Source organism: Teichococcus coralli (assembly GCF_009829925.1).
GTDB classification, from domain to species: domain Bacteria; phylum Pseudomonadota; class Alphaproteobacteria; order Acetobacterales; family Acetobacteraceae; genus Pseudoroseomonas; species Pseudoroseomonas coralli.
In genome coordinates, this window is the sequence record NZ_SNVJ01000011.1 from 26,993 (window position 1) to 41,806 (window position 14,814).

At 71.7% G+C, this 14,814-nt stretch carries 14 protein-coding genes; 3 read left to right on the forward strand and 11 right to left on the reverse strand.

Annotated elements, in window-relative coordinates; all coding sequences use genetic code 11:
- Window positions 1–298 precede the first annotated feature (298 nt).
- Entirely contained in the window at window positions 299–589 is a 291-nt protein-coding gene (locus tag E0493_RS13555; protein ID WP_160937509.1) for a type II toxin-antitoxin system RelE/ParE family toxin, read from the reverse strand.
- A 13-nt stretch (window positions 590–602) separates the two neighbouring features.
- Window positions 603–875 carry a CopG family ribbon-helix-helix protein gene (locus E0493_RS13560; protein WP_160937511.1) on the reverse strand — a complete coding sequence of 91 codons (273 nt, stop codon included), beginning with the start codon at window positions 873–875 and terminating at the stop codon, window positions 603–605.
- Between the two features lie 302 nt (window positions 876–1,177).
- On the opposite strand from E0493_RS13560, the gene E0493_RS13565 reads away from it, so the two are divergent.
- Together E0493_RS13565 and E0493_RS13570 are read left to right on the forward strand one after the other, a co-directional pair.
- Window positions 1,178–1,900, forward strand: a complete 723-nt coding sequence (locus tag E0493_RS13565; RefSeq protein ID WP_160937512.1) for a DUF7168 domain-containing protein — start codon at window positions 1,178–1,180, stop codon at window positions 1,898–1,900.
- Window positions 1,897–2,334 carry a SprT family zinc-dependent metalloprotease gene (locus E0493_RS13570; protein WP_160937514.1) on the forward strand — a complete coding sequence of 146 codons (438 nt, stop codon included), beginning with the start codon at window positions 1,897–1,899 and terminating at the stop codon, window positions 2,332–2,334. Before E0493_RS13565 ends, E0493_RS13570 begins: the two co-directional genes overlap by 4 nt.
- A 181-nt stretch (window positions 2,335–2,515) precedes the next feature.
- Here the strand turns inward: E0493_RS13570 and E0493_RS13575 are convergent, their stop codons facing one another.
- The 7 genes from E0493_RS13575 to pehA form a co-directional block, all read right to left on the reverse strand.
- Window positions 2,516–4,939 (reverse strand): recombinase, encoded by a 2,424-nt coding sequence (locus tag E0493_RS13575; RefSeq protein ID WP_160937515.1) that lies wholly within the window; start codon window positions 4,937–4,939, stop codon window positions 2,516–2,518.
- Between the two features lie 144 nt (window positions 4,940–5,083).
- Window positions 5,084–5,971, reverse strand: coding sequence for an ABC transporter permease (locus E0493_RS13580; protein ID WP_202397123.1), 888 nt, complete (start codon window positions 5,969–5,971; stop codon window positions 5,084–5,086).
- Window positions 5,971–6,738 carry an ABC transporter permease gene (locus E0493_RS13585; RefSeq protein WP_160937517.1) on the reverse strand — a complete coding sequence of 256 codons (768 nt, stop codon included), beginning with the start codon at window positions 6,736–6,738 and terminating at the stop codon, window positions 5,971–5,973. Before E0493_RS13585 ends, E0493_RS13580 begins: the two co-directional genes overlap by 1 nt.
- Window positions 6,739–7,746, reverse strand: a complete 1,008-nt coding sequence (locus E0493_RS13590) for an ABC transporter ATP-binding protein (RefSeq protein WP_160937518.1) — start codon at window positions 7,744–7,746, stop codon at window positions 6,739–6,741.
- On the reverse strand, window positions 7,743–8,738 hold the full coding sequence (locus E0493_RS13595) for an ABC transporter ATP-binding protein (protein ID WP_160937520.1): 996 nt from the start codon (window positions 8,736–8,738) through the stop codon (window positions 7,743–7,745). The genes E0493_RS13590 and E0493_RS13595 overlap by 4 nt, the downstream gene beginning before the upstream one ends.
- Window positions 8,739–8,741: 3 nt before the next feature.
- Window positions 8,742–10,394 (reverse strand): ABC transporter substrate-binding protein, encoded by a 1,653-nt coding sequence (locus tag E0493_RS13600; protein ID WP_160937522.1) that lies wholly within the window; start codon window positions 10,392–10,394, stop codon window positions 8,742–8,744.
- A complete protein-coding gene (gene pehA / locus E0493_RS13605; RefSeq protein WP_160937524.1) occupies window positions 10,391–11,923 on the reverse strand; it encodes a phosphoric/sulfuric ester hydrolase PehA in 1,533 nt (510 codons plus the stop codon). The genes E0493_RS13600 and pehA overlap by 4 nt, the downstream gene beginning before the upstream one ends.
- 174 nt (window positions 11,924–12,097) lie before the next feature.
- On the opposite strand from pehA, the gene E0493_RS13610 reads away from it, so the two are divergent.
- On the forward strand, window positions 12,098–12,607 hold the full coding sequence (locus tag E0493_RS13610) for a cupin domain-containing protein (RefSeq protein WP_160937525.1): 510 nt from the start codon (window positions 12,098–12,100) through the stop codon (window positions 12,605–12,607).
- A 145-nt stretch (window positions 12,608–12,752) separates the two neighbouring features.
- Here E0493_RS13610 and E0493_RS13615 read toward each other — a convergent pair whose 3' ends face one another.
- Complete coding sequence (locus E0493_RS13615; protein WP_160937526.1) at window positions 12,753–13,196, reverse strand: DoxX family protein; 444 nt, start codon at window positions 13,194–13,196, stop codon at window positions 12,753–12,755.
- Between the two features lie 132 nt (window positions 13,197–13,328).
- Entirely contained in the window at window positions 13,329–14,729 is a 1,401-nt protein-coding gene (locus E0493_RS13620; protein WP_160937527.1) for an NAD(P)H-dependent flavin oxidoreductase, read from the reverse strand.
- Window positions 14,730–14,814 lie beyond the last annotated feature (85 nt).

Below are 14,814 nucleotides of genomic sequence, written 5' to 3' on the forward strand. Positions count from 1 at the left end.
GCACTTCATTCTGGGGGACCGCACAGGTCCCGGAACCCTGCCCTCGTCCTTGCCCCACAAAGAGCCCCGCACCACGCCGGAAAGCGCGGAGCGAGCGAGGGACAGGCTAGGGGATTGGCGTCACCGCCAGGTGGCCGCCGCATGATTTAGGGAGTGTAGCGCCTTTGAAACACCCCCCCTGCCGCCCTTTGCCGGGGCGGCGCGTTGCCGCCTCAAGGGGAGAGGCCGTAACGAAGCTCGAGCTGGCCGGAGGCGGCTTGCCGCGAGCCGGCGGAGGGGAAGAAGCGCAGCAGCACCGTCATGCCCGTTGCTCCCCGCCCCCGCCGATGCGGATCAGCGCCACCCGGCCGGCCTCATCCAGGGCGTAGCGCAGCACCAGGCCGATCCCGGCGAGCGGCACGAGCAGCTCGCGCCGCCCGGTGCCGTCGCCCATCGGGCGGCCCAGCATCGCCTCCTCCGCGAGGCGCCGTGTCACGCGGATGACCGCCTGCGCGGCGCGGCGCGCGGCCTCCGGGCTGCGGGCGCGCAGGTCATCGAGAAGACGGTCGAGATCGGCCACCGCCTCGGGCAGCCATACCAGCTTTGCCATGGGATCCGGCCGATCACCGCCCCGGAAGGGGGCGGCTGCCTTCCGTGCCGAAACTGTCGAGCCATTCCTCGACGGCCTGCTGGGCCACAGCCTCCTCCGAAAGGCGGAACCGCTCCCAGCGCGCCAGATCCTCCCGCCTTTCCTGCTCATAGCCTTCTTCGCGAGCCAGGAACTCGAGCACGGCCTTCTTCATCAGCCAGTGCGGCGAGCGGTCGCGCGCCCGGCCAAGCGCCTGGAGCCGCTGACGCGTCGCTTCATCCAGCTTGAGCGCGAGGCTGCTCGACAACACAGGCTCCGGCGGTGGTGATCGGTCATACCTCTCTATACCGCACGGGCCTGTCACAGGGATGAAATCTCCAAAGGGCAGCCCTGCCGCAGGCGCGGCGGTGCGGAAGCGCCGGAAAGCGCGCAGGGGCGACGTTCTACTCCCCTCCGGCACCCGGATGGGAAGGGAAATCCCCCGAGTCCCAGCCTTGCCCTGTTGTTTTTCTCACCGCACGAGACGATCCGGGGCGCCAGAGCGCTGGCCGGGCCGCTGCCGGCCGCCGCCTCCGCATGCTATGGACCGCCCATGGACAAAGGAATGCGATGAACCAGGCTGCCGAACTGGCGCGGGTGAAGGCCCGCATCCGCGCCCTGACGGAAAAGACCGTCTCCAACGGCTGCACCGAGGCGGAGGCGCTGGCCGCGGCCGAGATGGTGGGCCGGCTGCTGGAGCGCTATGCCCTCAGCATGGACGAGGTGGAGCTGCGCGAGGCCCGCTGCATCCAGGTCGAGGTGCCGCTTGCCGGCCGGCGGCGCCGCCCGGTGGACGCCTGCGTGCCGGCCATCGCCCGCTTCTGCGACTGCAAGGTCTGGCTGGCCCGCGAGGCCAAGGGCCCGCACTACGTCTTCTTCGGCCTGGAGCCGGACACAGCCCTGGCTTCCTACCTCTTCGCCGTGGTGGAGCGCAGCATCGGCACGGAACTCGCCGGCTTCCGCGCCGCCCGCCCGGCGCTGCGCGGCCTGTCGCTGCGCCGTGCCTCCACCAGCTTCCAGCAGGGCATGGCCGGCCGCCTCGCCGAGCGCCTGGAAGCCATGGTCCGCGAGCGGCAGGCCGGCATGGCGGCCCGGCCCGCCACCGGCACGGCGCTGGTGGTCGCCAAGCGGCAGGTGGTCGAGGAGGCCTTCCGGGAAGCCGCCATCCGGCTGGTTTCCAGCCGGCGCCAGGCGGTGCGGGCCGATGGCGCCTACCACCACGGCTATGCCGCCGGGGACCGCGTCAACCTGAACCGCCCCGTGCATGGCCGCGCCCCCGGCCTGATCGAATGAAGCGCGGGCGCGACAGCCAGCGCCAGCGCCTCTACGCCTGGGAAGACCGCGTGGTGGCCCCGCATGGCGGCACCCCGCTCCCCTTCGCCGCCGCCCAGGGCATGGTGGACGCCATCTGGGCCGAGCTGGGCCTGCGCTACCCGCCCCGCGTCGAGCCCCTGCCCCGGCAGGCCACCCGCCGCATGGCCGATGCCAACCGCCTGCGCCTGCGCCTGCCCGCCGCGTTCCCGCCCTGGGTGCTGCTGCACGAGCTGGCCCATGCGCTCAGCAGCACGCAGGACGGCGCCTCCGACGGGCATGGCCCTGTCTTCGCCGGGCTCTATGTGCAGCTGCTGGAACGCTACCTGCGCCTGCCGGCGGACAGGCTCGCCGCCTCGCTGGCGGAAGCCGGGCTGCGCGCGGAGCTTTCGGCCAGGCCCGTGTTCGTCGGCTGAAAAAGGCCGGGGAAAGAAATTCCCCCAGACCCCCTTCTTCTTTTTGTCCGTTGAGGGTCCGGCCGCAGTCGCCGGGGCTGCTCCAGCCCCGGCGCGAGCGCGCGCCACCAGCGCGATGAAACTGAAAGAAAAAAAGAAGAGGGGGCCCGGGGGAGAATTCATTCTCCCCCGACCTGCGCCCTCAGATCGGGCAAACCCCGCTGGCGCATTGCAGATGCGCCCAGTCCACCGCCTCGCGGCTGGCCTCGTCGGCGATGCCCTCCACCAGCGCGGCGAAGCGCCCGGCCGAGACCTCCTCCTCCGGCAGGTACTCATAGCCGAGCTTGCCGTCCGGCAGGCTGGGCAGCACGCTGCAGCAGCGGACCTCCGGCTGGTGCGCGGCGACGATGGCGCGGAAGGCGTCCAGGTCGTGCCGGTCGGTATAGACCTTCAGCGTGTAGCTGACCTGGTTGCCGCGCTCGGCGCCGATCCAGTGCCGCTCCAGCAGCCGCAGCCACTGGTACTGCTCCTCCGGCGTCGCCTCCGGCGCGGTGACCAGCTTCTCCGCCATCCCCAGCCGCTGCGCCAGCGGCACGGTGGGGAAGCCGACAACCGTCATGCCGGGGAAGCTGCGCAGCTCGCGCAGCGGGTAGCCGCGCGCGGCGTAGTCAGCCAGCAGCGGGTCGGAGCCGCGGTGCCATTCGCCGGTGCCGGGGTCGCGGGTGCCCTTGAACTGCACCCAGCGCAGGTACTGCCGGCGGGCGGGAAGATGCGCGCCCTCGGTGAGGCCGAAAAGCTTGCTGGTGGTGCCGGCGGGCTTCACCGTGGTCACCGTCACCGGGCGGGCGACGCCCAGCTCGTCGGCATAGCGGTCGGCCTCGTCCTTGGCGGCGGCGGAAAGGCGGCGCAGCGCGGCCCAGAAGGGCGCCGCGCGCCTCTCGTCCAGCAGGTCGCGGAAGCCCAGGCCGAAGCGCATCCAGGCCCATTCGTGCAAGCCGGTCGGGCCGATGCCGATGCGATTGGTGCGCGCGACCTCCTCGCCATAGAGCGCGTCCATCCGGTTGGCGCGCACCAGGAAGCGCACGCCGAGCCGCACCGCGTCCTCCACCCGGCGGTCCCAGAGATCGGCCACCGCCTCCGGCGCCGCGCCGGGGGCGAAGCTGTCGAAGGCCGCCGGGCAGGCCAGCAGCGGGGCGAAATCGGCGATCACGCAATAGCCGCCGGTGACGTGCAGCGTGATCTCGCCGCAGGGGTTGGTGGTCACCGGGAAGCGCGCCCCGGCGGCCCGGCGGGAGGCCTCGGCCAGCAGCCCGGCGGCGGCGTCCACCTGGTAGCGGTCGCTGCGGAAGTCGCGGCCATCCTCGTGGACGGGCTTGTCCCAGGCGCTGCCGGTGCGGTGGTCCTCCAGCAGGTCGCCGTTGATGAAGCCCGGCTCGCCGTTGATGTAGGCGCAGGCCGTGACTTCCTCGAACACCATGCGGGCATGCCGAGCCAGCGGCCCCTCCGCTTCGCCGCGCACCAGCGCCCAGAAGGTGCGGTCCACCATGACGGAATGATTGGCCGTCCACAGCCCACCCTCCGACTTGGCGCGGATGAAGCGGCGGATGCCCGGGTCGCGCCAGGACTTGGTGGCCATGCGCGCGGCGCGGCGGGCGCCGCCCACCTGCACCTCGACGGAAAGGTAGTGGTCCACCAGCAGCGCCTGCTCCCAGGGCTGCAGCGCCTCGCCCTCGGAGTCGCGCGCGCGGGCCGGCTCGATCACATGGCGGCGGATGTTCAGCAGGCCGCGCAGCAGCGAGATGGGGCCGGAGGAAGGCCGCCCCTGCATGCCGCGGATCGGGCTGCCGGCCGGGCGGATGGCGGAAAGGTCCAGCACCAGCACGCGGTCGGCCTCGCCGCGGAAGGCCATCGCCTCCAGCACCTCGACCGCCTTGGCCCAGCCCTCGCGGCTGTCGGCCACGCGGTGCAGCACGGCCGTCGCCGGCAGTTCCGCGAGATCGGCCACCAGTTCGCGGGCCAGGAAGCCGCGCAGCCCGGCCTCGGCGGCGGCGTCGAAGCTCTCCCCGGTGCTGTCCCAGGGCAGCAGGCCCATCTCGGTGCCGAAGCGGCGCAGGGCGGCGCGGTCCCTCGGGTAGTCCGGATGCTCCGGGGAAAGGTGCAGGCGCAGCGCCGGCGCCCGCCCCCAGTCCACCGTGGCCAGCGCGTCGTCATAGGCGCGGCCGACGCCGGAACCGTTCAGCAGCAGGTAGAACTTGGCGAAGGAGGCGATCGCCGTGGCGCAGTTGGTGAAGACCTCCAGGTTGCGCCCGCCCTGCCCGGCATCGCCGTGCTGCAGGTGGCGCCCCGAGGTGAGCAGCGCCCCAGTGGCGATGGCGTTGCGCAGCCGCGCCCGCTCCCCTTCCGGCCCGGCGCCGAGCAGCCCGAGGTTGCCCTCCGCCACCCGGTCCGCCACGCGCCCGAAGCTCTCGCCATCCTCCGGGCGGAACACGGTGCGGCGGCCCACCGCCAGGCCCATGCCGGCATCCAGCGGGCGCGCGGGCAGCGGCGCCTCGCCGAAGCTCGCGCCCGGCGGGGCATCGGCCTCCGCGCGGAGGAGGCGGGGCAAGGGGTGGCTGTATCCGTCCATGCAGGCTCCGGTGGGCAAGGCGTGCCGGCGCCAGCCCTGCGAATCGGCCGGCGCCACTACCAGATATGGTATGGAGCTTCGCTTCGTAACACCAGACCTCGTTTTCCCGTGGCCATGACCAAGCTGCTGCCCTGCCCCGCCGCCTCAGCGCAGCGTCGGGTCGAGGCGGTCGCGCAGCCAGTCGCCCAGCAGGCTGACCGAGAGGGTGGTCAGCACGATCACCAGGGAGGGCGCCAGCAGGATCCAGGGCGCCCGCGTCAGGTATTCCCGCCCATAGCCCACCATGTTGCCGAGCGAGCTGTCCGGCGGCTGCACGCCCAGGCCCAGAAAGGAAAGGCCGCTTTCCAGCAGGATGATCTCCGGGAAGGCCAGCGTCATGGAGACGATCAGGGTGGAGGCGATGTTGGGCAGCACGTGCCGGGCATAGGTCCGCCAGGGCGTGGCGCCGAGCTGCCGCACGGCGGCGGCATAGCCCTGGCTGCCGGCGCTGATCGCCAGGCCGCGGGCGATGCGGGCATAGCGCTCCCAGCCATGCAGCCCGAGCAGGCAGACGAAAAGCGGCAGCGCGTTGCCGAAAAAGGCGAGGACGGAAAGCGCCAGGATCAGGAAGGGCATCGAGGCCTGGAAATCCGCCAGCGCCATCACCGCCTGCTCGACCAGCCCGCGGAAATGCGCCGCCAGGAAGCCCAGCGTGACGCCCAGCACCGCGCCGATGATGGCCGCCCCGAAGGCGATCAGCAGCGACATGCGGATGGAGACGATCAGGCGGCTCAGCACGTCCCGCCCCAGCTCGTCGCTGCCCAGCGGGTGCAGCCAGGAGCCGCCCATGAAGGCCGGCGGCGCGAGGCGCGCCCGCAGGTCGAGCGCGGTGGGGGAGAACGGCGTGATCCAGTCCGCCAGCAGGGCGATGCCCAGCATCAGCGCGATCCAGCACAGCGCGAAGGCGACCATTGGCGGCACGCGCCCGCCCTTGCGGGCCAGCGGCGCGGCGACGACGGCCGGCGGCGGCGTGGCGGCGGTGGCGCCGGACATCACGCGGCCTCCCGCGCGCCGAGCCGCAGCCGCGGGTCCAGCACGCCATAGAGCAGGTCCACCACCAGGTTGGCGGTGATCATGGTGGCGGCCACCAGCAGCAGGATGCACTGCACGACGGCCAGGTCGCGGTTGGCGACGGCCACCACCAGCAGCCGCCCGACGCCGGGCCAGGAAAAGACGCTCTCCACCACCACCGCGCCCGCCAGCAGCGAGCCGACCATGAAGCCGATGATGGTGACGGTGGGAATGGCGTGCATCCAGCTGTCCTGCCCGCCCGAGGGAAGCCAGCCCAGCTGCACCGCGAACACCAGCACCAGCAGCAGGCCGAGCACGAAGGAGGGCACGGTGAAGCCGGCGACCGCCAGCAGCATCACCGCGCGGTCGGCGAAGGAGTTGCGGTGCAGCGCCGCGTAGATGCCCGCCGGGATGCCGAGGCCGAGCTTCAGCGCCAGCGCCGGCAGGGTGAGCGCCAGGGTGGCCGGGATGCGCTCGGCGACGAGCGCGATGGCGCTGCGCCCGTCGCGCATCGAGTTGCCGAGGTCGCCGTGCAGGATGGCGGTGAAGTAGCGGAGGTACTGCATCCAGAGCGGGTCATCGAGGCCCCAGGCGCGGCGGAAGGCGGCCACCGCCTCGGGCGGCGCGTCGGGCGACATGATGATCTGCGCCGGATCGCCGGAAAGCCGCAGCACGACAAAGGCGAAGGTCACCACCAGCACCAGGGTCAGCAGCGCGCGGGCCAGGCGGAAGGCGAGGAAACGCAGCATTCAGGCGGCTTCCCGGATGGACGGGGTGGCGATGCCCTGCCCGGCCGGGATCTCCCCCTGGGCCACGTGGCAGGCAACAAGGCGGCCGTCGCCGGGGCGCGGCTTCAAGGCCGGGCTTTCGGCGGCGCAGCGGCGGCTGGCCACCGGGCAGCGCGGGTGGAAGGCGCAGCCGGTCGGCCGCGCGGCGGGGTTGGGCGGGTCGCCCTGCAGCACGATGCGCCGCCCGCGCCGGCCGGGATGCGGGATGGCCGAGACCAGCGCCCGGGCATAGGGGTGGGCCGGATCGTGCAGCACCGCGTCCGGCTCGCCCTCCTCGACGATGCGGCCGAGATACATCACCGCCACGCGGTGGCTGACCTGCCGCACCGCGCGCAGGTCGTGGCTGATGAACAGCAGCGCGACGCCGCGCGCCGCCTGCACCTCGGCCAGCAGGTTCATCACCTGCGCCTGGATGGAGACGTCGAGCGCGCTGATCGGCTCGTCGCAGACCAGCAGCGCGGGGTCGGTGGCGAGCGCGCGGGCCAACACGGCGCGCTGCCGCTGGCCGCCGGACAGCTCGTGCGGGTAGCGCGCCGCCTGGTCCGGCCGCAGCCCGACCGCGCGCAACAGCGCCGCGACCTTCTCCGCGCCGGCGCCGAGGCGGTGGATCTCCAGCGGCTCGGCGACCTGCGCGCCGATGGTCAGCCGCCGGTCCAGCGCGCCGAGCGGGTCCTGGTAGACCATCTGCATCCGCGCCCGCTGCGCCCGCCAGGCGGCGGTGCCGGGCGGCGGCAGCGGCGCGCCCTCGAAGCGGACGCTGCCTTCGTCGGGCGTCTCGGCGCCCAGCACCAGCCGCCCGGTGGTGGACTTGCCGCAGCCGGATTCGCCGACCAGGCCGAGGGTCCGGCCACGCTCCAGGGTGAGGGAGACGCCGTCCAGCGCCCGTACCGCGACCGGCCGGCCGAGCCAGCCGCGCCGCATGGCGTAGCGGCGCACCAGCCCTTCGGCCTGCAGCAGCGGCGCGCTCATGCCGGCTGCAGCTCAGGCGCCCGCGCCGCCGCCACGGCCGGGGCGAAGGGGCGGATGCAGGCGGCGCGGTGGCCGGGCGAGACGGTGGCGAGGCCCGGCACGCCGGCCTCGCAGGCGCTGCTGGCCTTGGGGCAGCGCGGCGCGAAGGCGCAGCCGGGCGGCATCGCCCAGGGTTCCGGCACGCCGCCGGGAATCGCGGCCAGCGGGCGGCGCGGCCCCTGCATCGGCGGCAGCGCGGCGAGCAGGCCTTGCGCATAAGGATGCGCCGGGCCGCTGAACAGCCGGTCGGCCGCCGTCTCCTCGACGATGCGGCCGGCATACATGACGCAAACCCGGTCACAGGTCTCCGCCACCACGCCGAGATCGTGGCTGACCAGCACCAGCGCCATGCCGGTGTCGCGCCGGATCTCCGACAGCAGCTCCAGGATCTGCGCCTGGATGGTGACGTCGAGCGCGGTGGTCGGCTCGTCCGCCACCAGCAGCTCGGGTTGTCCCGCCAGGGCCATGGCGATCATCACGCGCTGGTTCTGCCCGCCCGAGAGCTCGTGCGGATAGGCCTCCAGCCGCCGCCGGGCATCCGGCATGCCGACCTGGTCGAGCAGGCGCCGCGCCGCCTCGCGCGCGGCGGCGCCGTCCAGCCCGCGATGCAGCCGCAGCGCCTCCACGATCTGCCGGCCGATGCGGTGCACCGGGTTGAGGCTGCTGGCGGGGTCCTGGAAGATCATCGCCACGCGGCCGCCGCGCACCTTGTCCAGGGTGGCGGGGGCGGCGCCGAGCAGCTCGGCGCCCTCCAGCCGCACGCTGCCGGAAACCCGCGCCCTGGCGGGCAGCAGCCCCAGCGCGGCCAGCCAGGTGACCGACTTGCCGCAACCGGATTCGCCGACCAGCGCCACCGCCTCGCCGCGCCCGACCGCAAGGTCCACGCCGCGCAGCGCCGGCACGCCGTCGAAGCTGACGGCGAGGCCGCGGATCTCGACGAGGGGCCCCGCCATGCCTCAGGCCTTCCAGTTGTGCGCGCGGAACTCCATCGCGAAGGCCGGCGCCGCCTTCCAGCCGAGGCGGCGCGGCAGCGCGGTGAAGGTCGCGTTCTGGTGCAGCACCGTGTAGGCCGGGTCCTCCCGCTCGCAGATCGCCAGCATGCGGCGGAAGATCTGCTTGCGACGGGCGTGGTCGGTCGAGGTCTCCATCTCCACGGAGAGCTTGTTCATCTCCTCGTTGCTCCATTCGCCGACCTGCTGCTGCTGGCCGTTCGGCCCGTGCTGGTTGACGATGGAGGAGACGGGATCGTTGAAGGGCGCGCTGTTCGACCAGTCGCGCACCGCCCGGCCCGGCTCGCGCGAGAGGATCTGCGACCAGTTCTCCTTCATCTCGATCTGCACGTTCAGGCCGACCTGCTTCCACATCTCGACCAGGACCTGCGCCGTCGGCACCTGGTTGGTGTAGTAGTTGTTGAGCAGGCGATAGGGGATCGGGTCGCCCTTGTAGCCGGCCGCCTTCAGCAGGCGCTGCGCCTCGGCCGGGTCGTATTCCGGCACCGACCAGTCGGCTACGAACATGTCGTCGTAGTAGGGCCATTGCAGGCCCTTCGGCACCTCGGTGCGGCCGGCCCAGAGGCTGTCCACGATGGCCTGCCGGTCGATCGCATGGGTGAAGGCGCGGCGCACGCGCGCGTCGGCGAGCTGCGGGTGCGTCTTGTCGAAGCAGGTCAGGCGGTGGTTGAGGATGGTGCCGCCCTGCACCTGCAGGCGCTTGTCGCCCTCCACCGTGCCGATCTGGTCCGGCGGGATGTCGCAGGCGAACTGCACCTCGCCCGAGCGGAGCATGTTGATGCGCGAGGAGACCTCGGGGATCTCGATCAGCCGGACCGACTTCAGCGGCGGCCGCTCGCCCCAGTACTCGTCATGCGCGGCGAGCAGGAGGGACTGGTCGGCGGTGAACTCCACCACCTTGTAGGGGCCGGTGAGCACGGGCCTGCGCGCCCAGTCGAACCAGGTCTCCGCCTCGATGAAGGCGCGCTTGCTGATGATCTCGCTGCCATAGCGCGAAAGGCGGCCTTCCAGCGTGACATCGGGCGTCGCGTTGTGGAACCGCAGCTTGTACTTGTCGACGATCTCGACGCGCTCCAGCGCCGGCCAGGAGCGGCGGGCGACGGCCGGCACCTCGGGGGGCAGGTCGCGCCCGGCGCGGGTCGGGATGCGGTCGCCGCCGATCTCGATGGTGCGGCCCTGCGCGGTCGGGCGGGTGTCGCCGAACATCCGCTCGGGGCCGAAGGAGAAGACGACGTCCTCGGCGGTCATCTCGTCGCCGTTGTGGAACTTCACGCCGCGCCGCAGGTCCAGCTCGACCACGCTGTCGCTGACGCGGCGCCAGGCGGTGGCGAGGCGCGGGATGGGCTTCAGCCCGCCCAGCAGGTCACGCCCGATCAGCCCTTCCCAGAGCATCGAGAAGGCGCGCTCGCCGACGTTAGACTGCTCGCGCAACACCTCCAGCGTGTTGCTGTTGCTGATCTTCTGCACGGCGATGGTGATCGCGGGGCGCTGGTCCGCCTGCGCGATGGCGAAGCGCGGCAGGGCGGAAAGGCCCAGCGTGCCGCCGGCGCCGAGCAGCAGGGAACGGCGCTGCAGGGAAGGAGGGGGGGCGAGAATCATGGCGTGCGCTCCTCGAGGCCGCGCGGCGTGGCGCGGAAATGCGTCAGGGTGCGTTCGGCGTGGCGCATGCGGTGGGAGAGCGCCTTCCGCGCGTATTCGGCCACCACGGCGGCATGGGCCGGGTCTTCGGCGAGGTTGGTGAACTGGTCCGGATCGCGCTCCAGGTCGAAGAGCAGCGGCGGAAGGGCGGCGAAATGGACGTATTTCCAGCGCGCGTCCTGCACCACGCAGAGCGCGCTCTCGTCCATCGAGAGGCCGAGCGCCGTCTCGGGCTGCGAGTAGTGCACGTCGCGGAAGTCGTATTCGTAGAAGAGATGGTCGCGCCAGCCGGCGGGCTTCCGGCCCTGCACCAGCGGCACCAGGGAATGGCCGTCGCAGGCGCGCGGCGGCGCGCCGCCGAGCCAGTCCAGGATGGTCGGCAGCACGTCCACGCTCTCGGTGAAGCTGTCCTCGATGCGGCCGGCGCCGAGCCTGCTCTCCGGGTCCTTCACCACCAGCGGGATGCGGAAGCTCTCGTCGTGGTAGCCGATCTTGCCAAGCAGGTAGTGGTCGCCGAGCTGCTCGCCATGGTCGGAGGTGAAGATGACCAGCGTGTCGTCCCACTGCCCGGTCTCGTCGAGATGGGCGAAGACCTGGCCGAGCGCCGCGTCCACCTCGGTGATCAGCCCGGCATAGGTGGCGCGCATCTGCCGGATGGCGGCCTCGTCCAGCTCCGAGGCGGCGCCGCCCGCCCCGTGGAAGAAGGAGCCCTGGCTGATGCCCTTCAGGTAGAAGTCGAGCAGCGGGTGCTGCGCCGCCTCCTGCTGCCAGGTCTCGCGCCGGCGCAGCGCCGGCATCGCGGCCGGGCTGTACAGGGTGTTGTAGGGCGCGGGCGCGATGAAGGGCGGGTGCGGCCGCCAGTAGCCGAGATGCAGGAACCAGGGCTTCCCGCCCTTGCCCTTCAGGTAGGTGAGCGCCCGCTCGGTGAAGTAAGCGGTGTCCGACAGCGCGGCGGGGATGCGGCTCGGGCGGTCCGTGGCGCCGGGCACCGAATCCTCGCCCTCCGGCAGCCAGATGTTCTCGCGGTTCGCCGGCAGTTCGTAGCCCTTCTGCGCCAGCCAGCCGAAATAGCCGTCCATGCTGGGCTCGAAAGCGCCGACGGCGCGGAAGCCCTCCATCAGGTCGCCCAGCGTGGTGAAGCGCGGGTCGCGCGCGCCCGATGTGCGCGGGTCGGGCGTGGTGGTGGTGTAGCCGATCAGCGCCGGGTCATAGCCGATCTGCCGCAGCGCCTTGCCCAGGTTCATGTGCCGGGCATCCAGCGGCACCGTGTTCTGCACGGCGCGGTGGTTCATCAGGTAGAGGCCGGTCAGCAGGCTGGCCCGCGCCGGGCCGCAGGGCACGGTGGTGGTGACGTGGTTGCGGAAGGTCACGCCCTCCCGGCAGAGCCGGTCCAGGTTCGGCGTGCGCAGGAAATCCGCGCCCAGCGCCGGCACGAAGTCCGCCCGCCACTGGTCCACCACGATCAGCAATACGTTCTTCCGGCGCGCCATGGGCATCCCGTCTTCCGGCCTTGATGGCGCGACGGCTTAGTCCGCGGCGGCGACAGGCCGATGACGCTTGCATGGCGGGGCGATGACAACCGCGCCGCCCCTCCTCGCTTGACGCGTCCGGACAACGGCGCGACATGATCCGGCATCGCACGCGCCAGAAGGGGAGAACCGCCCATGCCGCATGACGGCCACGACCATTCCGACCTGCCGGCCGGCACCCCGCAGGATGGCTGGAAGCACAGCGGCGTCCGGGTCATCCCGGGCGACCAGCTCGACGCCAACACGGCGCAGACGCCGGGCATGAACCGCCAGGCGGCGATCAACCTGGCCCGCGTCGGCGCGCAGAAGATCTGGGCCGGCACCGTGCACATCCATGCCAACGCCAAGACCGGCGCGCACCACCACGGGCCGCTGGAAAGCGTGATCTACGTGCTGAAGGGGCGCGCCCGCATGCGCTGGGGCGAGCACCTGGAGTTCACCGCCGAGGCCGGGCCGGGCGACTTCATCTACGTGCCGCCCTACGTGCCGCACCAGGAGATCAACGCTTCCACCGACGAGACGCTGGAATGCGTGCTGGTGCGCAGCGACAACGAGGCGGTGGTGGTCAACCTCGACATCGAGCCGGTGGAGAAGCCGGAGAACGTCCCCTGGGTGGACCCGATCCACAAGGCGCCGGGCGCCTGAGGTAAAAAAGTCGGGGGGACACGAGCGCGCCCTCGGACCCCTGACTGAAGCGGAGGCCGGGGGAGAGAACTCCCCCCTGCCTGCCCATGCTCCCGCCCCTGGGCGGATCGGAGGACAGGCCCTCCTTTCCCCGGCCTCGCGCCGGCTACTCGGCGGGCACGCCCATCATCCGCGCCCCGCTGCGGCCGCGGTCGCGCCGCGCCGCCAGGATCGAGACCACCACCAGCGCGCCGATCATGCCGACATGCTCGGTCGCGGTATGGAAGGCGACGATGCCGCGCTCGCCCTCCAGGCTCCAGAAATGGTGCACCAGCGGGATGGTCAGCGCGGTGAACACGCCGAGCGCCCCGGCGCCCAGCCAGGTATGGCGGCCCAGGATGATCAGCGCCGAGCCGCCGAGCTGGGTGATGATGACGGCGGCGTTGAAGGCGGCGGGCGGGTTGAGCCCGAACATGGCCATTTCCGCCACCCCGCCCTGGAAGTCGATGAGCTTCGCCAGCCCGCTGCCCCAGAAGGGAAAGGTCAGCAGGATGCGGGCGATGACTTCCACCGCCGGCTGGCACAGAAAAGTCTCGATTGCGCGGGCCATGGTCTTCCCCTCCAACGGCGCGCGAAGCGCCACGCCATGGCTTAACTCGTTTCGATGCCGGAGGAAATATGCGCTAGGAAATATGCGCGCGGGAAGGTGCGCGCCCCCGGGCCGGGGCGCGCCAGGGCGGCCTCAGCGGCCCGACATGATCCGCTCGACCAGTTGCTTCACCGTCGGGATGAAGCCGTTCGAGTAGAAGGGATCGGCGCCGAAGCGATAGGCGTTGTGTCCGGCGAACATCAGGTTGTGGTCGATGTCGCCGTCATGCGCGATGTCCCGCAGCGTCTTCTGGATGCAGAAGGAGCGCGGATCGGCCTTCTTGCCGTTGGTGTAGTCCGGCCCGTGCTGCGTCCAGTTGGAGAAGCGGCAATGGCTGAGGCAGCCCATGCAGTCCGTCTGGTCCTTCAGGATCAGCTTCGCGCTTTCGGGCGTGACGAAGACCAGCGTGCTGTCCGGCGTGCGCAGCGCCTCGGTGAAGCCCTGCGCCTCCCAGTGATGCACGCGCTCCAGGTCGCCCGGCGCCAGCCAGACCAGCCGCTTGCGCGGCCCGACGCCATACTCGGCGGTGTGCTCGCCGACCGGCTCGGGGCTGACCGCCACCTGCCGCTCGTTGCGCGCCTCCAGGTCCCGCAGGAACTCGTTGCGCACGGCCGAGGAATAGAAGCCGGTGGGCGAGAAGGGCTGCAGCAGCACGTCGCCGGGCTGGAGCGAAAGCAGCTTCTGCTTCCAGGCCTCGCTGATCGGGCTTTCCTTGGTCACCAGCGGGCGGGTGCCGAACTGGAAGGCGATCGGGCCCAGTTCCGGGTTGTCGATCCAGTCCTCCCACTCCTCCAGCCACCAGACGCCGCCGGCCATGATGATGGGGACGTCGCCGAGGCCGAACTGGCGCATCTGCTCGCGCAGCTTCAGCACCCGCGCATAGGGCGCCTCAGGCTTGTTCGGGTCCTCGGAGTTGGAAAGGCCGTTATGGCCGCCGGCGAGCCAGGGATCCTCGTAGACCACCCCTCCCAGCAACTCCGAAACCTTGGAGTAGCTGCGCTTCCACAGCGCCGTGAAGGCGCGGCCGGAGGAGACGATCGGGTAGTAGAAGACGTTGAACTCGCGGGCGATCTCGGCGAGCTTGTAGGGCATGCCGGCGCCGCAGGTGACGCCGTTGATCAGCCCCCGCGCGCCTTCCAGCACGCCGCGCAGCACGCGCTCGGCGCCGCCCATCTCCCACAGCACGTTCATGTGGATGCGGCCCTGGCCATCGGCCCGCTCATAGGCCTCGCGCGCCTGGGCGATGCCGCCGGCGATGCCGTAGGCCACCAGCTCCTCGTGCCGCTCGCGGCGCGTGCGGCCGTGATAGACCTGATCGACGAGGTTGCCTTCGGCGTCGTAGCTGTCGGCATTGACGCCGGAGAAGGTGCCGATGCCGCCGGCACCCGCCCATTCCCCGCAGGACGTCCCCGTGGAAACGGCAACACCCTTGCCGCCTTCCACCAGCGGAAGCACGTCCACACCGCCCATCCGAATCGCGTTGATTGCCTTCACCGCAGCCTACCGCCCTCAGGAACCGAGTTTCACAGTATCGTCATTTAGGGCCGGCAATACCAGCTTCTTAGGGCCAGCCCTGAAA

Bases quoted from the DNA above. Each gene is read 5' to 3' on its own strand.
- E0493_RS13615 (WP_160937526.1), bottom strand. From the start codon at position 13,196: ATGGCCCGCGCAATCGAGACTTTTCTGTGCCAGCCGGCGGTGGAAGTC.
- E0493_RS13575 (WP_160937515.1), bottom strand. From the start codon at position 4,939: ATGGACGGATACAGCCACCCCTTGCCCCGCCTCCTCCGCGCGGAGGCC.
- E0493_RS13595 (WP_160937520.1), bottom strand. From the start codon at position 8,738: ATGGCGGGGCCCCTCGTCGAGATCCGCGGCCTCGCCGTCAGCTTCGAC.
- pehA (WP_160937524.1), bottom strand. From the start codon at position 11,923: ATGGCGCGCCGGAAGAACGTATTGCTGATCGTGGTGGACCAGTGGCGG.
- E0493_RS13565 (WP_160937512.1), top strand. From the start codon at position 1,178: ATGAACCAGGCTGCCGAACTGGCGCGGGTGAAGGCCCGCATCCGCGCC.
- E0493_RS13600 (WP_160937522.1), bottom strand. From the start codon at position 10,394: ATGATTCTCGCCCCCCCTCCTTCCCTGCAGCGCCGTTCCCTGCTGCTC.
- E0493_RS13590 (WP_160937518.1), bottom strand. From the start codon at position 7,746: ATGAGCGCGCCGCTGCTGCAGGCCGAAGGGCTGGTGCGCCGCTACGCC.
- E0493_RS13555 (WP_160937509.1), bottom strand. From the start codon at position 589: ATGGCAAAGCTGGTATGGCTGCCCGAGGCGGTGGCCGATCTCGACCGT.
- E0493_RS13610 (WP_160937525.1), top strand. From the start codon at position 12,098: ATGCCGCATGACGGCCACGACCATTCCGACCTGCCGGCCGGCACCCCG.
- E0493_RS13585 (WP_160937517.1), bottom strand. From the start codon at position 6,738: ATGCTGCGTTTCCTCGCCTTCCGCCTGGCCCGCGCGCTGCTGACCCTG.
- E0493_RS13570 (WP_160937514.1), top strand. From the start codon at position 1,897: ATGAAGCGCGGGCGCGACAGCCAGCGCCAGCGCCTCTACGCCTGGGAA.
- E0493_RS13580 (WP_202397123.1), bottom strand. From the start codon at position 5,971: ATGTCCGGCGCCACCGCCGCCACGCCGCCGCCGGCCGTCGTCGCCGCG.